At 59.8% G+C, this 17,783-nt stretch carries 20 protein-coding genes; 18 read left to right on the top strand and 2 right to left on the bottom strand.

Annotation, left to right across the window (positions count from 1 at the left end; genetic code table 11):
- The first annotated feature begins 101 nt into the window (after positions 1-101).
- Positions 102-674 carry a YceI family protein gene (locus ACR0DY_RS13655; protein ID WP_209503563.1) on the top strand — a complete coding sequence of 191 codons (573 nt, stop codon included), beginning with the start codon at positions 102-104 and terminating at the stop codon, positions 672-674.
- A 57-nt stretch (positions 675-731) separates the two neighbouring features.
- On the opposite strand, the gene ACR0DY_RS13650 is transcribed toward ACR0DY_RS13655, so the two are convergent.
- Complete coding sequence (locus tag ACR0DY_RS13650) at positions 732-1,955, bottom strand: cytochrome b/b6 domain-containing protein (RefSeq protein WP_480545403.1); 1,224 nt, start codon at positions 1,953-1,955, stop codon at positions 732-734.
- A 174-nt stretch (positions 1,956-2,129) separates the two neighbouring features.
- On the opposite strand from ACR0DY_RS13650, the gene fabD reads away from it, so the two are divergent.
- The 7 genes from fabD to mltG all read left to right on the top strand — a co-directional run bounded on the left by fabD (position 2,130) and on the right by mltG (position 8,437).
- Positions 2,130-3,068: an ACP S-malonyltransferase gene (gene fabD, locus ACR0DY_RS13645; RefSeq protein WP_480480389.1), complete on the top strand. Its 939-nt coding sequence runs from the start codon at positions 2,130-2,132 to the stop codon at positions 3,066-3,068.
- Between the two features lie 42 nt (positions 3,069-3,110).
- The gene (fabG, locus tag ACR0DY_RS13640) at positions 3,111-3,848 is read left to right on the top strand and encodes a 3-oxoacyl-[acyl-carrier-protein] reductase (protein WP_209596801.1); all 738 of its coding nucleotides are present in this window, start codon (positions 3,111-3,113) and stop codon (positions 3,846-3,848) included.
- A gap of 207 nt (positions 3,849-4,055) precedes the next feature.
- Positions 4,056-4,289: an acyl carrier protein gene (locus ACR0DY_RS13635; RefSeq protein ID WP_050602116.1), complete on the top strand. Its 234-nt coding sequence runs from the start codon at positions 4,056-4,058 to the stop codon at positions 4,287-4,289.
- A 138-nt stretch (positions 4,290-4,427) separates the two neighbouring features.
- On the top strand, positions 4,428-4,967 hold the full coding sequence (locus ACR0DY_RS13630; protein WP_267364575.1) for a GNAT family N-acetyltransferase: 540 nt from the start codon (positions 4,428-4,430) through the stop codon (positions 4,965-4,967).
- Between the two features lie 123 nt (positions 4,968-5,090).
- Complete coding sequence (locus tag ACR0DY_RS13625; RefSeq protein WP_480898476.1) at positions 5,091-5,834, top strand: 1-(5-phosphoribosyl)-5-[(5-phosphoribosylamino)methylideneamino]imidazole-4-carboxamide isomerase; 744 nt, start codon at positions 5,091-5,093, stop codon at positions 5,832-5,834.
- A 179-nt stretch (positions 5,835-6,013) separates the two neighbouring features.
- Positions 6,014-7,279 carry a beta-ketoacyl-ACP synthase II gene (gene fabF / locus ACR0DY_RS13620; RefSeq protein WP_480480393.1) on the top strand — a complete coding sequence of 422 codons (1,266 nt, stop codon included), beginning with the start codon at positions 6,014-6,016 and terminating at the stop codon, positions 7,277-7,279.
- On the top strand, positions 7,280-8,437 hold the full coding sequence (mltG, locus tag ACR0DY_RS13615) for an endolytic transglycosylase MltG (RefSeq protein WP_480480395.1): 1,158 nt from the start codon (positions 7,280-7,282) through the stop codon (positions 8,435-8,437). It abuts the gene before it with no gap.
- A gap of 89 nt (positions 8,438-8,526) precedes the next feature.
- Here the strand turns inward: mltG and ACR0DY_RS13610 are convergent, their stop codons facing one another.
- Entirely contained in the window at positions 8,527-9,792 is a 1,266-nt protein-coding gene (locus tag ACR0DY_RS13610) for a DEAD/DEAH box helicase (RefSeq protein ID WP_480898534.1), read from the bottom strand.
- Between the two features lie 690 nt (positions 9,793-10,482).
- Here ACR0DY_RS13610 and ACR0DY_RS13605 point away from each other — a divergent pair.
- The 10 genes from ACR0DY_RS13605 to ACR0DY_RS13560 all read left to right on the top strand — a co-directional run bounded on the left by ACR0DY_RS13605 (position 10,483) and on the right by ACR0DY_RS13560 (position 17,782).
- Positions 10,483-10,827: a hypothetical protein gene (locus ACR0DY_RS13605; RefSeq protein ID WP_480473381.1), complete on the top strand. Its 345-nt coding sequence runs from the start codon at positions 10,483-10,485 to the stop codon at positions 10,825-10,827.
- On the top strand, positions 10,736-12,106 hold the full coding sequence (locus ACR0DY_RS13600) for a DNA-packaging protein (RefSeq protein ID WP_480898473.1): 1,371 nt from the start codon (positions 10,736-10,738) through the stop codon (positions 12,104-12,106). Before ACR0DY_RS13605 ends, ACR0DY_RS13600 begins: the two co-directional genes overlap by 92 nt.
- Before the next feature lie 191 nt (positions 12,107-12,297).
- Complete coding sequence (locus ACR0DY_RS13595) at positions 12,298-12,990, top strand: hypothetical protein (RefSeq protein WP_480898471.1); 693 nt, start codon at positions 12,298-12,300, stop codon at positions 12,988-12,990.
- 115 nt (positions 12,991-13,105) lie between these two features.
- Complete coding sequence (locus tag ACR0DY_RS13590; RefSeq protein WP_267365008.1) at positions 13,106-14,269, top strand: phage portal protein; 1,164 nt, start codon at positions 13,106-13,108, stop codon at positions 14,267-14,269.
- On the top strand, positions 14,262-14,480 hold the full coding sequence (locus ACR0DY_RS13585; RefSeq protein WP_480480401.1) for a GTA head formation protein, RCAP_rcc01685 family: 219 nt from the start codon (positions 14,262-14,264) through the stop codon (positions 14,478-14,480). Before ACR0DY_RS13590 ends, ACR0DY_RS13585 begins: the two co-directional genes overlap by 8 nt.
- Before the next feature lie 14 nt (positions 14,481-14,494).
- Positions 14,495-15,052: an HK97 family phage prohead protease gene (locus ACR0DY_RS13580; protein WP_480480403.1), complete on the top strand. Its 558-nt coding sequence runs from the start codon at positions 14,495-14,497 to the stop codon at positions 15,050-15,052.
- 35 nt (positions 15,053-15,087) lie between these two features.
- Entirely contained in the window at positions 15,088-16,266 is a 1,179-nt protein-coding gene (locus ACR0DY_RS13575) for a phage major capsid protein (protein ID WP_267365002.1), read from the top strand.
- Between the two features lie 171 nt (positions 16,267-16,437).
- Positions 16,438-17,037 carry a head-tail connector protein gene (locus tag ACR0DY_RS13570; protein ID WP_480480405.1) on the top strand — a complete coding sequence of 200 codons (600 nt, stop codon included), beginning with the start codon at positions 16,438-16,440 and terminating at the stop codon, positions 17,035-17,037.
- Positions 17,034-17,372: a phage head closure protein gene (locus ACR0DY_RS13565; RefSeq protein ID WP_480480407.1), complete on the top strand. Its 339-nt coding sequence runs from the start codon at positions 17,034-17,036 to the stop codon at positions 17,370-17,372. The genes ACR0DY_RS13570 and ACR0DY_RS13565 overlap by 4 nt, the downstream gene beginning before the upstream one ends.
- Positions 17,369-17,782 carry a DUF3168 domain-containing protein gene (locus ACR0DY_RS13560; RefSeq protein ID WP_480480409.1) on the top strand — a complete coding sequence of 138 codons (414 nt, stop codon included), beginning with the start codon at positions 17,369-17,371 and terminating at the stop codon, positions 17,780-17,782. The genes ACR0DY_RS13565 and ACR0DY_RS13560 overlap by 4 nt, the downstream gene beginning before the upstream one ends.
- Position 17,783 lies beyond the last annotated feature (1 nt).

Below are 17,783 nucleotides of genomic sequence, written 5' to 3'. Positions count from 1 at the left end.
AGAAGTTGTGAATCAAAAAAGGTTGTGTGCCGCCCTTGGGCGGCACATTTTGTATTCAAGCAGTCCTGACGGACTGCATTCACAAAACCGCGGAGATTGATATGAAATCCACCCTTCTTGCTGCTGCATTGGCCGTATCAGCGACAACGGCATTCGCCAGCGCCGAGAAATACGTGTTGGATCCCAGCCACAGCCAAGTCATTTTCAGCTATGACCACCTTGGGTTTTCAACCACGACTGGCATGTTTTCCGGCTTTGAAGGCGAGATCATGTTCGACCAGGAAAACCCCGCCGCTTCGAGCGTGAGTGTGTCGATGCCCGTTTTGGAGATGTTTACCGGCTGGAAACCCCGTGAAGATCACTTCATGACCGAGGATTTCTTTGGCGCGGCCGAAGGAGATTTGATCACCTTTACTTCGACAGGAATCGAGGTGACTGGTGAAAACACCGCGAACATCACCGGCGATCTGACGATGAACGGTGTGACCAAATCGGTTGTTCTGGACGCAAAGCTCAACAAGGCTGACACCCACCCGATGGCAAACAAGCCCTGGGCTGGTTTCAACGCGACAACAACGCTTGTCCGTAGCGAATTCGACCTGGGTCAGTTTGCACCGTTTGTCAGCGACGAAGTGCAAATCCAGATTTCGGTCGAGGCACAAAAAGCCGAGTAATCACAGAATCACGAACAGAAAAACGCCGGTGATCAAATCACCGGCGTTTTTTTTGCCTTACTGACCGCGTGCCGCTGTGAGTTCTACGGATACTGCGACGGTAAAGCCCAGCGAGTCTTCGGTAGGCTGCGATGTGCCTACATCAAACTCCAGCCGGTTAAGCTCGATTGTGCCCGCCATGGTGGCTGTGTCGCCCTGAAGATCCAGCGAGAAGGGCAAAACGACATCGATCGACTTGTCGCGAATTGTAAGCGGACCGCGCGCCTCGTAACCATTTTCGGTTTTATAAAGGTCGGCTTTGAACTGAGCAGTCGGGAACCGGGCGTTGTCGAAGAAATCCGGTCCCATGGCCTGATCGGTTACGGTTCCAAGACTAAGCGAGCTGATGGCTATCGTGACATCGACAGACCCTGCCGGGCCCGGCTCTGTGGGTTCGTCAAAAGTAATTGCGGCCGTCCAGTCCGAAAACGAACCTGTGACGGGGCTATTCAGTTGCGAAATCGTAATCGACAGCGTGCCGTTCTGAACCTGCCATTCGGATTGAACCTCGGTCAGTTGGACATCCGGTGCTTCACCTACGTTAGGGGTAAGCTTACCCGTTGCCCAGCCTCCGGTGACGACGACACCCCAGACCACCAATGCGGCGACGGCTGGAATCAGTGAATGGGTTTGATGTGGTGGTTCCGGCACATCAGACAGGCCCGGTAACATCCGGCGCAATGTGCCGTCCTTGTCGATGACGTGATGTTTCAGCGCACCTGCAACGTGTAGGACAAGGGAAACAACCAGAACCCACATGAAAAGCCAATGCAGAACTCCTGTAACCTCGGCCACGGCGGTGGATTTCGGTACAAAAGGCAGATTTTGGCCGAAGGGCCAAAGGATTGGGGCAAAGCCTTCGGTCGCGGCGTGGTGAATCCAGCCGGTCAGCGGCACAAGGACCAGCGAACCGTAAAGCAGCCAGTGGACGGTTTCAGCGGCAAAGGCTTCGGGCTTGTTGTCAGCATTCAGAAGGCCGGGCTTGGTTTGCGTGAACGCCCAAAGAATGCGGGCCAATGCCACGAAGAACACGGTAACCCCCACGGTTTTATGCAATGAGAACACGCGCGCCGCACGGGCAATTTCCAACTCGGTAGGGGCCGTTGCCGAGTGCAGTACCGCATGCGCCAGATTATCTGCGACCCAGCCGAGGGGCAAAGCCGTGAAGATCAGCAACGCGGTCAGCCAATGAAACGTCTTTGCGATGCTGCCGTAGCTTGAAAAGGAATTGGTCGATTGCATTTGTCGCGCGCTCCGGGATTCTTGGGTGTGCCCAAGGTAAAGCCGGATGAAACAGACACAAGTGAGCGCGGGTGCACACAAAAGGTGCCAGAATGCAGAAAGCAGGCAATGCTTGTGCCAGACGGTCAGTCAGTTTACACCCCGCCGCAACCTGACACCATCCATGAGGTTGCAATGACACTCGCGTTCGTTTTCCCGGGGCAAGGCGCCCAGACCGTAGGTATGGGCAAAGCTCTGGCTGAGGCTTACCCGGCGGCTCAGGCCATCTTCGATGAGGTGGACGACGCGTTGGGCGAGAAGTTGAGCAGCCTGATCTGGGATGGCGATATTGCTGACCTGACACTGACCCAGAATGCCCAACCCGCGTTGATGGCAACATCGATGGCAGCCATGCGCGCTTTGGAAGCCGAAGGCGTATCTGTCAGCAAGGCGGCTTTTGTGGCGGGGCATTCACTGGGTGAATACTCGGCCCTGGCCGCGGCGGGTGCCTTGTCTGTTGCAGATACAGCGCGTCTGTTGCGCACCCGTGGTCAGGCCATGCAAAGCGCCGTACCCGTGGGCGAGGGGGCCATGGCCGCCATTCTGGGGCTGGATCTGGAGGCCGTGCGCGCTGTGGCGGAAAAAGCCGCACAGGGCGAGGTCTGTCAGGCCGCAAATGACAACGATCCTACGCAGGTCGTCGTGTCGGGTTCAAAAGCGGCTGTCGAACGCGCAGCCGAGATCGCCAAGGAAAAAGGCGCAAAACGTGCTGTTATGTTGCCTGTAAGTGCTCCATTTCACTGCGCGCTGATGAAACCTGCTGCAGATGTAATGGCAGAAGCGCTTGCTGCCGTCGAAATTAAGGCCCCTGTCATACCTTTGGTGGCTAATGTGCGCGCCGAGGCTGTCAGCGATCCGGATCTGATCCGTCAATTGCTGGTCGAGCAGGTGACAGGTTCGGTTCGCTGGCGGGAAAGCGTGCAATATATGGCGGCACAAGGCGTGACCGAAACATGGGAAATCGGCGCTGGCAAAGCGCTGTCCGGTATGATCCGCAAGATCGATCGCGAAATCGCGGGTAAGGCTGTGGGCACACCGGAAGACGTCCAGAAGGCCATTCAGGCCGAATCGTAAGCTCAATTCGCGTTGTAACCGACGCAGCAAGAGGGAAACCGAATGTTTGATTTAACAGGTAAGAATGCGCTGATCACCGGTGCTTCGGGCGGTATCGGAGGCCACATCGCACGTGCGTTGCATGGCGCAGGTGCAACGGTTGGGTTGTCCGGTACACGCGTTGAACCGCTTCAGGCTCTGGCCGACGAACTGGGCGAACGCGCACATGTTCTGCCTTGCAACTTAAGTGATCCGGAAGCCGTTGAAGCGTTGCCAAAGCAAGCGGCCGAGGCGATGGGATCGGTGGACATTCTTGTAAACAACGCCGGAATCACGCGCGACAATCTGTTCATGCGCATGTCTGATGAAGAATGGCAAAGCGTCATTGATGTGAACATGACCTCGACCATGAAACTGTGCAAAGGGGTGATCCGGGGTATGATGAAGGCGCGCTGGGGCCGGATCGTCAATGTCTCGTCCGTGGTGGCCGCAATCGGTAATCCGGGGCAGGCGAACTATGCCGCGTCGAAGGCCGGTATGATCGGGTTTTCCAAAGCTTTGGCTCACGAAGTTGCGACGCGCGGAATTACTGTGAATGCCGTGGCACCTGGATTTATCACGACGGCAATGACAGAGAAACTGACCGAGGAACAGAAAAAGGGTCTGTTGCTCAAGGTTCCAGCCGGGCGCATGGGCGATCCGGAGGAAATTGCAGCTGCGGTTCTGTATCTTTCCAGCCCCGAAGCGGGCTATGTTACCGGAAGCACCTTGCATGTGAATGGCGGTATGGCCATGTTGTGAGCGCGACAGGGGCGAGTGCGAAAGCGTTTGCCTCTTGCGTCGACTATGCTATAGGCGGCGCATCTATGCGGGGCCGGTCGTTCAGGTCGGCCTTCTATTTCCCGGTTCGCCGGGACCGAAACCGCCCAAAACGGGCAAACCAAAGCCAACCCGTGCGGGCAAGGGCAGAATCGGGCGGACCGCCCTGTAAAGGAATGAGGAATAGACATGAGCGACGTCGCAGATCGCGTTAAGAAGATCGTTGTTGAGCACCTGGGTGTTGAAGAAGATAAAGTCGTGGAAAACGCGTCCTTCATCGACGATCTGGGCGCAGACAGCCTGGACACTGTTGAGCTGGTCATGGCCTTCGAAGAAGAGTTCGGCATCGAGATCCCCGATGACGCAGCCGAGACCATCCAGACCTTTGGCGACGCCGTCAAGTTCATCAGCGAAGCGTCCTAAGCGTTTCTTTCTGATTAAAATCGGCGCTTCCGGGCAACGGGGGCGCCGTTTTTTTATGCCCGGCCGAATTTCGGGCTTGCGTGGCTATTGTGGCCTGCGCACTGTTTCCACTGAGGCAAAACTCAAAGTGGACAGGGCATGATAAGATCCACTCCGATGATAAATACCGCGCGTTTGACGCTGTGCGCTATGCGCCCAGAGGACTTTGACCGGTTCGCAGAAATCTGGCGTAACCCTTGCGTCGTGCGGCATATCGGCGGTTCTCCCCGATCGCGTGGCGAAGCGTGGGATTCTTTCCTGCGTAATGCGGGGCATTGGCAGATGGCCGGTTTTGGTCAGTGGGGCGTAATGCAGCAATCGAATCGCAAGCTGATCGGGCAAGCCGGATTCTTCTATAGCAACCGATGCATGGGCGACGATTTCGACGGCTTCCCCGAGGCAGGGTGGGTTCTGGTCCCCGAAGCACAGGGGCAGGGATTGGGATACGAGGCCGCCAAGGCTGCGCATGACTGGTTTGACCGGGTGATTCCCGGACCGTTGGTCGCGATGATAAACGCGTCCAACACGTCTTCGCAGAAACTCGCCAAGAAGCTTGGCTATGTTCTGATGCGGGAAGGGGTGTATAATGAAACCCCGGTGCATTTGTTACGACGCAACGGACCGCCAGCCCGCGCATAGATTCGCCACTTAATCAGTATGCCGCAAAATGGCCAAACTGTGCCGATCCCGGAGATTTCGGGCGGGCTTTCTGGATGTATGCTGCCGGGGATTTTCAGAGCGATTGAGCGGAGGACCAAGCTCATGAGGATTTACCCCACGATGGAACTGCAGAACGGCCGGTGCGTCTCGCTGGACAAGGGTCGTCTGGAAGAAGCGATGATCTGGCACGTGAATCCGGTAGAAACCGCACGGAGCTGGGCAGAGGCGGGTGCCGAATGGATGCACCTGACGGATTTCGACGCGATCGAGGGCAAGGATACCAACGCGCAGCTGGTCGAAGATATCATTCGCAAGGCCGAGATTCCGCTGCAGTTGGCGGGTGGCATGCGCTCGCGCGAGCAGATTGAGCGCTGGATCGACAAGGGCGCGGGTCGCATCGTGGTTGGTACGCTTGCTGCGCGTGAACCGAACCTGGTCAAGGATCTGGCCAAGCTGCACCCGGATCAGATCGTGCTGTCGGTTGATGTCTGGCAAGGCTTTGTCATGACTGACGGCTGGCGCAGCCAAAGTGCGTTCACGCCCGAAGCCTTTATTGACGCGTTCGGTGATGCGCCTTTTGCCGCCATCGTGGTAACCGATATCGACAGCGACATCGAAGATGTCGAGGCAAAGCTGGGTCTGATCTCGCGATTGGCAAACCATTCGCGTACCCCGGTGATTGCCAGCGGTGTCGTGCGCACGGCAGACGATATCTCGCGGCTGGCATACATCCCCAATATCTCGGGCGCGATTGTCGGGCGCGCGTTGTTCCGCAAGACACTGGACTTGGCCAAAGCACTTGAAACTGCCAAATCGGCCCACGAGCCAGTCGCGCAGTTTCAGTAAGCAACTCCGCCCTTTCGGCTGAACGCGCGAAAGGGCGGTTTTGACAAGCGCCGAATTTCCGGTTTCCTTGGGCATTCGGCGGCAGAACGCCGGGGCGGAAAGAACCGTTGCTCTTGCCCCCGCACCCCGGGCCGGGGTATGAGCGGTTCTCATAACAGGAAGCAGGCAAGAGGCACTTCATGCGCAGAGTCGTTGTAACCGGTCTTGGATTGGTCACTCCTTTGGCCAGCGGGGTCGAGGAAACCTGGTCGCGGCTGCTGGACGGAGAGTCCGGCGCAGGCCCAATCACGCATTTCGATGCAGAGGCAAGCGGGGTCACAACGACCTACGCCTGCGAGGTGCCGCGCGGCGACGGAACCAACGGGACCTTCAATCCCGATGACTGGATGCCGCTGAAAGAGCAGCGCAAGATCGAAGACTTTATTCTGTATTCCATCGCAGCCGCCGAAATGGCCTGTAAGGATGCAGGCTGGTTGCCGGAAGACGAAGAATCGCGCCTGCGTACTGGTGTTCTGATCGGCTCGGGCATTGGTGGTCTGGGATCGATTGCCAATACCGCGAACCTGATCCGCGACAAGGGTCCGCGTCGGGTATCTCCGTTCTTCATTCCGGGCGCACTGATCAACCTGGCCTCGGGTCAGGTATCAATCCGCCACGGGTTCAAAGGGCCGAACCACTCGGTCGTGACGGCATGTTCAACCGGGGCGCACGCAATCGGCGACGCCAGCCGCATCATCCGGGCGGGTGACGCGGATGTCATGGTGGCAGGTGGCGGCGAGGGCTGCATCTGCGAGATCGGTATCGCCGGGTTCAACGCATGCAAGGCGCTGTCGACCAAATACGCAGATAATCCCAAGGCTGCCAGCCGACCCTATGACGTGGACCGTGACGGTTTCGTTATGGGCGAGGGCGCTGGCATCGTGGTTCTGGAAGATTACGAGCACGCCAAGGCGCGCGGTGCCAAGATATACGCCGAAGTTCTGGGCTATGGTATGTCGGGCGACGCCTATCACATCACCGCCCCGTCCGAGGATGGCGACGGGGCCGAACGCTCCATGAGAGCCGCGTTGCGCAGCGCCGGGCTGGAGCCGAAAGACCTGGATTACATCAACGCGCATGGCACCTCGACCATGGCGGACACGATCGAACTGGGCGCGGTTGAGCGTCTGTTGGGCGAGCATGCCGGGAATGCGACGATGAGTTCGACCAAGTCGGCAACCGGTCACTTGCTGGGTGCTGCAGGCGCGATTGAGGCGATTTTCTCAATCCTGGCGATCCGCGATCAGGTCGCACCGCCAACAATCAACTTGGACAACCCGGCAGTTGAAACTCCGATTGATCTTGCCCCCAACGCCAAGCGCGAGCGTGAAATCAATGTGGCGCTGTCGAACTCGTTCGGGTTTGGTGGAACCAACGCCAGCGTGATCTTCGGAAAGGTCAGTTAAATGTGGCGGGCCATCGCTTCGAATGCGCTGACCATTCTGGTGGTCGGCTTGTTTCTGGTGGGCGGTCTGATCCTGTGGGGACAGTCGCAGTACAAGGCCGAAGGCCCACTTGAAACTGCGATTTGCCTTCAGGTCAAAAGCGGTTCGAACATGACACGTGTCAGTCGCGATCTGGAAGATCAGGGTGCCATTCGCAGTTCAATTCTGTTTCGGATGGCCGCTGACTATACCGATCAGGCGCAGCGGTTGAAAGCGGGCAGCTTTCTGGTGCGCGAAGGCGCGTCGATGGCGCAGATCATCGAAGAGATCACCAGCAGCGGCGCCAGCACTTGTGGGTCGGAAATCGAATACCGTATCGGTGTAACGCGCACCCAAACCCGCGTGCGTGAACTGGACCCGGCAACATTGGATTTTGTCGAGATTGCTTCATTTGATGCGGCAGAGGAAGAAACGCCTGATGCTTATACCGAGAAGCGCAACGAGGCTGACACGCGCTATCGGGTGTCACTGGCCGAAGGTGTGACCTCGTGGCAGGTGGTCGAGGCCCTTAAATCATTCGAAGCGCTGTCAGGTGAGGTGACCGAGATCCCGGCTGAGGGCATGTTGGCCCCGGACAGTTACGATGTTGTGGCCGGACAGGACCGCAATGCGATTTTGCAGGCCATGCAGGACAAACAGCAGCTGCGGATCAACGCGGTTTGGGAAAGCCGCCAAGGCGGGTTGCCGCTGGACACTCCGGAAGAGATGCTGATCCTTGCGTCTATCATCGAAAAGGAAACCGGTGTTCCGGAGGAACGCGGCCAGGTCGCCAGTGTGTTCGTGAACCGCCTGAAACAGGGAATGCGGCTGCAAACAGATCCGACCGTCATCTATGGCGTGACAAAGGGGCAGGGCACATTGGGTCGCGGGTTGCGGCGCAGCGAACTGAACCGTCCGACACCGTGGAACACCTATCAGATTGACGGGCTGCCCCCGACGCCGATTGCAAATCCGGGTCTGGCGAGCCTTGAAGCTGCGGTTGCGCCGGATGACACCAACTATGTGTTCTTCGTCGCCGACGGCTCGGGCGGTCATGCGTTTGCAGAAACCCTGCAGGAGCATAATCGCAACGTTGCCAAATGGCGCGAAATTGAGGAACAGCAAAGCTCGGGGAATTAAGCCCGGCGGGTTGCTGGATTTGCCAACGAAAACGCCGACGCCGGTATAGCAACTGGCGTCGGCGTTTTCTTTGGCAGCCTCTTCAGCCCTTAGGCGGCTGAACGTCTTTTGTTGGGACGGCGCCGTCTGCTGCTGGAAGGTTTCCCATCCCCGTTGGCTGGTTTGGGCTTGAACCCGCGACGGCGGTTGTTTTGACGACGTGCAGGTTGCTGAACCTCGACCCCTTCCGGCATGGTGCCGCTTGTGATAGGGATTTCAATTTTCATCAGCTTCTGGATCTGACGCAGCAGGTCAACTTCTTCCGGTGCACAGAAAGCGATCGCTTCCCCCTCGCGCCCGGCACGGGCGGTGCGCCCGATACGGTGGACGTAATTGTCGGGTACGTCGGGTAGGTCGAAGTTGATGACATAGGCGACACCGGGGATGTCGATGCCACGCGCGGCAACGTCGGTGGCCACCAGTATGTTCACCTCTCCAGCGCGGAAGGCATTAATGGCCCGGTCACGCTGGCCCTGGCTTTTGTTCCCGTGAATTGATGCTGCGTTGAAGCCATCGGCGACCAGCCCTTTCATCAGCCGTTCAGCGCCGTGTTTTGTGCGGGTGAAGACCAGCGTCAGTGCATCCGCGTCCTGAGACAGGATTTGGCGAAGTTTAGAGGGTTTTTCGGCTTTTGGAACAAAATGAAGGGACTGAGTGATCTTGTCCGCCGCCTTGCCCGGGGGCGAAACCTGCACCCGCTGTGGATTGTTCAGATAGGCACGGCTGAGCTCCTCCATCTGTTTTGGCATTGTGGCCGAGAACAGCATGGTCTGGCGGGGTGTTCCCAGTGCAGGCGCGATGCGACGCAGAGCGTGAATGAAGCCCAGGTCAAGCATCTGATCTGCTTCGTCCAATACCAGATGGCGCACCGAACCAAGGTCAACAGCGCCGCGTTCCATCAGGTCAATCAGGCGCCCCGGGGTGGCGACCAAAATATCGGTGCCGCGGGCAAGGAACATCACTTGTTTGTTGATCGACTGGCCACCAACAACTGTGGCGACCCGCAGCTTTGTTCCTTTGGTGAGGGTGCGCAAACTGTCGGCGATCTGGTTCACGAGCTCGCGGGTGGGGGCGAGGATCAGTGATTTGGCTGTTTTGGGATCGGGCTTGCCGGGCTGCGCCAGCAGGTGGTCGATCAGGGGCAGGCCAAAGGCCAGTGTCTTGCCGGTGCCGGTTTGGGCCAGCCCGAGGATGTCATGCCCGTTCAGGGCCAGCGGAATGGCCTTGTTCTGAATTGGGGTGGGTTGAGTGAAATTGGCGCGTTTCAACGCGTCATTCAGTGTCGGCGCGAGGCCGAGCATATCGAAGTCGAACAAAAAATTATCCTTTACGGCCCGCAGGTTAAACCCCACGAGCAGGTGGTGACTGGCCACGTTCATGTGACCGGCAGGGTTGTGCGAGACCTCGGGATGCGCGAGCGAATCCAGCGCCATCCGGCCATCGCCTAAAGAACCCTGCGTGAAGGGGAACTGGGAGTTATGTGTTGGCGCTGTGGGGCCTGAAGCCCGACGATGCTCACGCGGTGGCGCCGTGATGAGGGGCACATGAGGGTTTCGGGGGGAAATGTCAAGGACTGGTTTTGCAGCGCGCCGGACCCTGCGGCGCCGAAATCGGGTGATGCGGGCGATTTTGAGCGCGATTTCGGAAAATGTCAGGTTTGTACACGCGTCCAGGTGGGGAGTGTGCAATTTGTACACGCTGAAAGTGGCTCAGGGGTAACCCTGTATTAACCCCTCTGGTCGGTGAGGCGGTCAGGGCTTGGGAGGCAAAAGGGCGGGGCGGCGTTTAGGCCGAGGGTTACTACAGCCGGAAATTCACTGTCCGTTAACCTGCACCGTACGATCCCTGTTGCGCGACTGTTGCGTAAACCCTTGACTTTGCGCGCTTTATCCCGTATAGGTTGTGTCATGCTAGAAGAAGTGGGCGAACGGCCTCGGGGTGACCCGGTGGCCGTTTTTTCGTTTCTCTCGTGCGGAGAACACTCACGCATGAGGTCACAGGCAAACATGACTTTGATTACCCCGGAAGAGCGGATTTCCCAGACGGCTGAACTGTTGCAGTCCCTGGAAAGGTCCATTCGCGATCTGCGGCAAGCGGCAGAAGACCTGCGCAAACAGATCGGTGCCGGGGAGGACGCAGATCTTGCTGGTTCAGCCAAGCAACTCGGTCAGCTGGAGGGGCTGATCCGAAGTTGCCAGAAAGTGGAGACAAGCTTTGTCGAACAACATTACAGACAAGCCGGAATTGCCCAAGGGGGCTATGCGCTCGACCTTGAGCGGGCCCGATTTGAGATCGGGTGCAGGCTGGCTCGCCTCCGCCAATGCTGCGGTGCGGGAGAGATTTCTGAGTGAGATCGGGGAGGGGGGGCTGTGTGCCCTCCCTTTCCTGTTTGAATTCTGGGCGCTGCCGCATCAATTGCCGCCCGAGGGCGACAGGCGGTCCTGGGTGATCATGGGCGGGCGCGGGGCGGGCAAAACGCGGGCCGGGGCCGAATGGGTTAGATCGATTGTCGAGGGGCCGAAACCGCTGGACAAGGGCGAGGCGTGCCGCGTGGCGCTGGTGGGTGAAACATTCGATCAGGTGCGCGATGTGATGATCTTTGGCGACAGCGGGATATTGCAATGCTCGCCCCCGGATCGGCGGCCCAAGTGGAAGGCATCCGAACGCAAGCTGATCTGGCCCAACGGGGCCGAGGCGCAGGCGTTTTCAGCACATGATCCCGAAGGGTTGCGCGGGCCGCAATTTGATGCGGCCTGGGTGGATGAGCTGGCCAAGTGGAAGAAGGCGGGCGAGACCTGGGATATGCTGCAATTTGCGCTGCGCTTGGGCGAGCGACCTCGGGTTTGCGTGACCACAACGCCGCGCAATGTGAAGGTTTTGAAGGATTTGCTGGCGTCGCCGTCCACCGTGCAGACCCATGCGCCGACCGAAGCGAACCGGGCCAATCTGGCGGCGTCTTTTCTGGAGGAAGTGCGCGCGCGCTATGCAGGCACGCGGCTGGGGCGGCAGGAGCTGGACGGGGTGCTGCTGTCAGACGCGGAAGGCGCGCTGTGGACGGGTTCGATGCTGGAGGCGGCGCGCTGCGCGCAGGTGCCCGAATTGGATCGCATCGTGGTGGCGCTGGACCCGGCGGTGACGTCCGGGTCAGGCGCGGATGCCTGCGGGATCGTGGTGGTTGGCGCGCACGTGCAAGGCCCGCCCGAGGACTGGCGCGCCTATGTGCTGGCTGACCGGACGGTGCAGGGCGTTGGCCCGGCAGGCTGGGCGCAGGCGGCGATTGACGCGATGAATGAGTTTGGGGCCGAACGGCTGGTGGCCGAGGTCAATCAGGGCGGGCAACTGGTGGAAGAGGTCGTGCGACAGGTGGACCCTCTGGTCCCTTACCGCGCCGTGCGGGCGTCGCGCGGCAAGGTCGCGCGGGCGGAACCTGTGGCGGCGCTGTACGAACAGGGGCGGGTGGCCCATGTGGCGGGGCTGAACGCGCTGGAGGAGCAGATGTGCCAGATGACGGCGCGCGGGTTCGAAGGGCAGGGCTCGCCCGACCGGGTCGATGCTCTGGTCTGGGCGTTGCATGAGTTGGTTGTGGGGCCTGCGGGGGTGTTTAGAAGGCCGAGGGTGCGGAGTTTGTGAGGGCAAGGGCATGAAATCCACACTTTTGAAATTACTTGAGGACTGTTAGGCCGCCTTCGTCTTTAGGGTGTTTATTTTGACACATTAACAACTTTTGATTTAACCGGGTTTGGCTATCTTGAGTTTTGATCTTCAAAATCAAATTGAAACAAGAGCTTATAGCTCCTACTTGTAAGTTCACTGAGGCATCCATGAAGAAAAAACTGTATTTTTTGGCAATTAGTTCGGGCATATTTTTCTTTGTTCTCGCCCTCTATTTCTTCGGCCACGCGATGTGGGACTTCCACGATGACGTCAATAATTTTGGCATAGCCTACAAGTTCTTCGCGGCGAAAATTTGCGCAATTTTTGGCTTGTTACTCATGACGTCAGTCTTGTTCAACGTTGTCGAAAGGTTTGTTTTTGCGCCGCTGATAATCTTGATAAGCGGCGCAATCGTGCTGCTTGTCGGTTTTTATGTGGTCAAAGACGAACCTTGGAGGTTTCAATACGTCGACGAAGTTGGGTTTCGCGTGCCGCGGGGATACGCTTCTGGTTTAGGCAATGAAGCGCCGGGCGCAGCTTTGATGGCTGTAATCTGCATTGATGATTTGAGCCCCGCTCGTAAACAAAATGGTGAACATTGCGAAGACACATACTTTTACTTGGCGCACACTACGTTCCCATTCTATCGAGTGCTTAGCCAAGATAGGGAAATATCGTGCACCACATATTCGGGCGGCGAAAGTTGTCGTTCCACAATCGACACTGAGATGGGACAACTGAATTATGGAGTGAAGTCCCTAGACGTAAGCCCCTTAGACGCAGAACAATATGAACGTAGGTTGCTTGAACTGATAAATAGTTGGCGGATTGAGAAAAACGCGAATGCGCCAAAGCAATGAGCTTGGAGACAACCCGTTGCTCAACCCCCGTACGCCCCATTCCCAAGGCTTAAACGTCTTTCCGTCATAACTCCTTTCAACAAGCCGGGCAGAGCGGCGGCAGAAAGGAGCACAGATGGTATTCGATTTCTTGCGTCGTGGATCGGCTGGGAGCGCGCCCGAGGCGAAGGCGAGCGCGACGGGGCCTGTGGTGGCGTGGCAGACCGGCGGGCGCGTGGCGTGGAGCCCGCGGGACACGGTGTCTCTGACGCGGACGGGGTTTTCGGGCAATCCGGTGGGGTTTCGGTCGGTCAAGCTGATTGCTGAATCGGCGGCGGCTCTGCCCTTGATTTTGCAGGGTCAGGGGCAGCGTTTCGATGCGCACCCGATCCTGGCCCTGTTGCGACGCCCGAATGCGGCGCAGGGGCGGGCAGAGATGCTGGAGGCCCTGTTCGGGCAGTTGCTGCTGTCGGGCAATGCTTATGTCGAGGCGGTGCAGGCTGAGGACGGGCTGCCGGTTGAGCTTCATGTTCTGCGCTCGGACCGGATGAGCGTGGTGCCGGGGGCGGATGGGTGGCCCAAGGCCTATGATTACAGCGTCGGCGGCAAGACGCACCGGTTCGCGGCCGAGGCCATCTGTCATATCAAGACGTTCCACCCGCAGGATGATCATTATGGGTTCTCACCGATGCAAGCGGCGGCGACGGCGATTGATGTGCACAACAGCGCCTCGCGGTGGTCGAAATCGCTGCTGGACAATGCCGCGCGGCCCTCGGGGGCGCTGGTGTGGAAGGGCGGTGATGGGCACGGAATGATGGCCGAGGAGCAGTTCCGCCGCCTGTCCGACGAGATCGAGCAGAACTATCGCGGGGCGCGCAATGCGGGTCGGCCGATGGTTCTGGAGGGGGGGCTGGATTGGAAGCCGATGGGCTTTTCCCCCTCGGACATGGAGTTTCAGAAGACCAAGGAAGCCGCCGCCCGCGAGATCGCGCTGGCCTTTGGGGTCCCGCCGATGCTGCTGGGGATACAGGGCGACGCGACCTATTCGAACTATCAGGAGGCCAACCGGGCGTTTTACCGCCTGACCGTGCTGCCCCTGGTGACGCGGGTGGCGGCGGCGGTGTCGGAGTGGCTGACGGGCTTTACCGGTGAGGATCTGATCCTGAAACCCGATCTGGATCAGGTAACGGCCCTGTCCGCCGAGCGGGATGCGCAATGGGCGCGGGTCAACCGGGCGGAATTCCTGAGCGATGTAGAAAAACGCAGGTTGCTGGGGTTGCCGGAGCGTGCCGATGGCTGAGGGGTATCCGCCGTTCGACTGCGCGCCGGGGCTACGTCTGGCCGCGCATGAGCGGGTGGCCGAGATCCAGCACGCGCATCTGTGCAGGCGGCTGGATCAGATCGAAGAGATGATGGAGCGGCTGGAGAAACGGCTGTGGCTGACGGTCTATGGCGTGGCCGCAGTGATCCTGGCGCAGGCGTTTCAGTCATTTCTGGTGGTAACGCCATAAGTTCAGTGGGTTACATGGAGAAGTTCATGGATTTAGAACATAAGTTCGCAGGGTTCGGTGACATCCTGTCAGTGACCGAGGATGCGATGATCGAAGGCTATGCCAGCCTGTTCGGGCAAGTCGATCAGGGCAGTGATACGGTGCAACGCGGGGCCTATCGCGCCTCGCTTGAGGGGCTCGCCAAGGCGGGTCAGCGGGTCAAGATGCTGTGGCAGCACGACCCGGCGCAACCCATTGGTGTCTGGGACGAGGTGCGCGAAGACGACAAGGGCCTGTGGGTCAAGGGTCGCCTGCTGGAAAGCACCCAGAAAGGCCGGGAAGCGGCCGAGCTGATCCGGGCGGGTGCGATGGATGGCCTGTCGATCGGCTATCGCACCAAACGGGCCGTAAAGAATGACAAGGGCCAGCGGGTCCTGACGGAACTGGAGCTGTGGGAGGTGTCGCTGGTGACCTTCCCGATGCTGCCCAGTGCGCGGGTGGCGGCAAAGGGGAGCGACCCCGACGCCGAGAACACCTGGCGCAGTATTGCCGAGGTGTTTGACCACGCCCGGCAGGAGCTGGCGCGGACCTAGCGCGCCTCAAACCCACCCAAAAACAGGACATGCTGATGAGCAAGACCGAGATCCCGGCCTTGACCGGAGAGGGTGCGCCCCTGGTTCAGGAGGTGAAGCAGGCGATGGCTGGCTTCGTGAATGAATTCAAGGGCCTGAAGGCTGAAGTTAAAACCAAATTGCAACAGACAGAAGAGCGACTGACCATGCTGGATCGTAAATCAACCATCGCGGCGCGCCCGCATCTTGCGGCCTCGACCCTGGACGGTGCCCCGCACCAGAAGGCGTTCGACGCCTATGTGCGCTCGGGCGAGGATGACGGGTTGCGCGGGCTGGAGATGGAGAGCAAATCGCTGTCCACAGCCGTCAACAGCGATGGCGGGTATCTGGTCGATCCGCAGACTGCCGAGACGATCAAGTCGGTTCTGAACGCAACTGCGTCGATCCGTTCGATTGCGTCGGTGGTGAATGTCGAGGCGAATTCGTTCGATGTGCTGATCGACCATACCGATGTCGGTGCCGGCTGGGCAGATGAGAATTCGGCCACTTCCGAAACCGGAACCCCGTCGATCGATCGCATCTCGATCCCGCTGCACGAGTTGAGCGCGCTGCCCAAAGCCTCGCAGCGCTTGCTGGATGACAGCGCGTTCGATGTCGAGGGCTGGCTGGCCGGTCGGATTGCCGACAAGTTCGCCCGTGCCGAGGCGGCGGCCTTTATCACGGGTGACGGTGTGGACAAACCCAAGGGTCTGATGATCCACCGTGCGGTTTCCGATGACACATGGTCCTGGGGTAGCCTGGGGTATGTTGCCACCGGCATCGATGGCGGCGTCGATGCGGATGCGATTGTCGATGTGGTTTATGCGCTGGGCGCGCAATACCGGGTCAATGGCACATTCGTCATGAACTCGAAAACGGCGGGTGTGATCCGCAAGCTGAAAGACAGCGATGGCCGTTTCCTGTGGTCGGACGGTCTGGCCGCCGGTGAGCCCGCGCGCCTGATGGGCTATCCGGTACTGATTGCCGAGGACATGCCGGACGCGGCCTCGGACAGCTTCTCGATCGCGTTTGGCGACTTCAAATCCGGTTACACCATCGCCGAGCGCCCCGATCTGCGCGTGCTGCGCGACCCGTTCAGCGCCAAGCCGCATGTCCTGTTTTATGCGACCAAGCGTGTGGGCGGCGATGTGAGCGACTTTGCAGCCATCAAGCTGGTGAAATTCGGCATCGCCTAAGCGGTGGCGAATCCGGGGGGCCATCGGCCCCTCGGGCGGCGGGCGCGGGCCGGGGTGAGATCCCCCGCGTTGTCTAGCTGCTCCCCTCCGTCCGAGCAACGTGGGGCGGCGCGTGCCCGTCATTTTCCTGACTGAGGCCCCCGGTGGGGTCCGAGATTGCGGAGTGAATGGATGATGTTGATCGAAGAAACCGCCATCGCGGATGCGGCGCTGCCGGTGGATCAGTTCAAGGCGCATCTGCGGCTGGGCAGGGGCTTTGCCGAGGATGACGTTCAGAACGAGGTGTTGAAGGGGTTCCTGCGGGCGGCCATGGCCGCGATTGAGGCGCGCACCGGTAAGGTTCTGATCGAGCGCGACTTTTCATGGAGCCTGAGCGGTTGGCGCGATCCGTCGGGCGAGGTTTTGCCGGTTGCTCCGGTGACATCGGTGCAGGCCGTGACGCTGACCGATGCGGCAGGTTCTGAAACCGTTGCGGATGCGGCGGTGTATCGGCTGGAACGCGATGGCCAGCGCCCGCGGTTGCGGCCGGTCGGGTCGGCCCTGCCTGCGATTGAAACGGGGGGTGCGGTGAAGATCTCCTTCACGGCCGGGATGGCCACGGATTGGGCCGGTTTGCCCGCCGATCTGGGCCAGGCGGTACTGTTGCTGGCCGCGCACTATTACGAATACCGGGACGAGACCGCGCTGGGCGCGGGGTGTATGCCGTTTGGCGTCACCAGCCTGATCCAGCGCTATCGGATGGTGCGCTTTGGTGCGGGGGTGGTGCAATGAATACGCCGCGTCTGAACCGCAAGCTGGTCCTTGAGGCCCCGATGCGCAGCGCTGACGGGGCCGGAGGATATACCGAGGCATGGGCCGCGCTGGGAACGCTGTGGGCCGAGGTCACGGCGCGCAGTGGCGCGGAACGGCAGATCGCCGGCGTTTCCGTCTCGCGCGTGGGGTATCGCATCGTGGTGCGGGGCGCGCCCGAGGGATCGACCATGCGCCCGGCGCCGGATCAGCGGTTTCGCGAAGGCAATCGCCGTTTCGTCATCCGCGCCGTGGCTGAGCGCGACGCGCGCGGCCAGTACCTGACCTGTTTCGCGGATGAAGAGGTGGCGGCATGAGTTATGGCGTATCAGCCGCCCTGCAGGCGGCGGTGTTTCAGCACCTGACCGGGGATGCGGATGTCAGCGGCCAGTCCGGTGGCGCGATCTATGACGCGGTGCCGACGGGAACGGTTCCGCAGACCTATGTGACATTGGGCCCGGAAGAGGTCCGCGACGCTTCGGACCGGTCGGGCGCGGGTGCGATCCACCGCTTTACGGTTTCGGTGGTGTCCGAAGCCGCCGGGTTTGGCGCGGCAAAGACGCTGGCTGGGGCGGTGTGTGACGCGCTGGACAATGCGCCGCTGGTTCTGAGCCGCGGGCATCTGGTCGGGCTGTGGTTCGAGCGCGCCTCGGCTCGGCGGACCGGGACCAGCGGCAGCATCCGCCAGATCGACCTGAGATTCCGCGCCCGCGTGGAAGACGACTAAG

Source organism: Ruegeria sp. O6 (assembly GCF_056535045.1).
The sequence above is the reverse complement of the archived record's forward strand: the minus strand, read 5'-3'. Positions and strand labels throughout refer to the sequence as shown.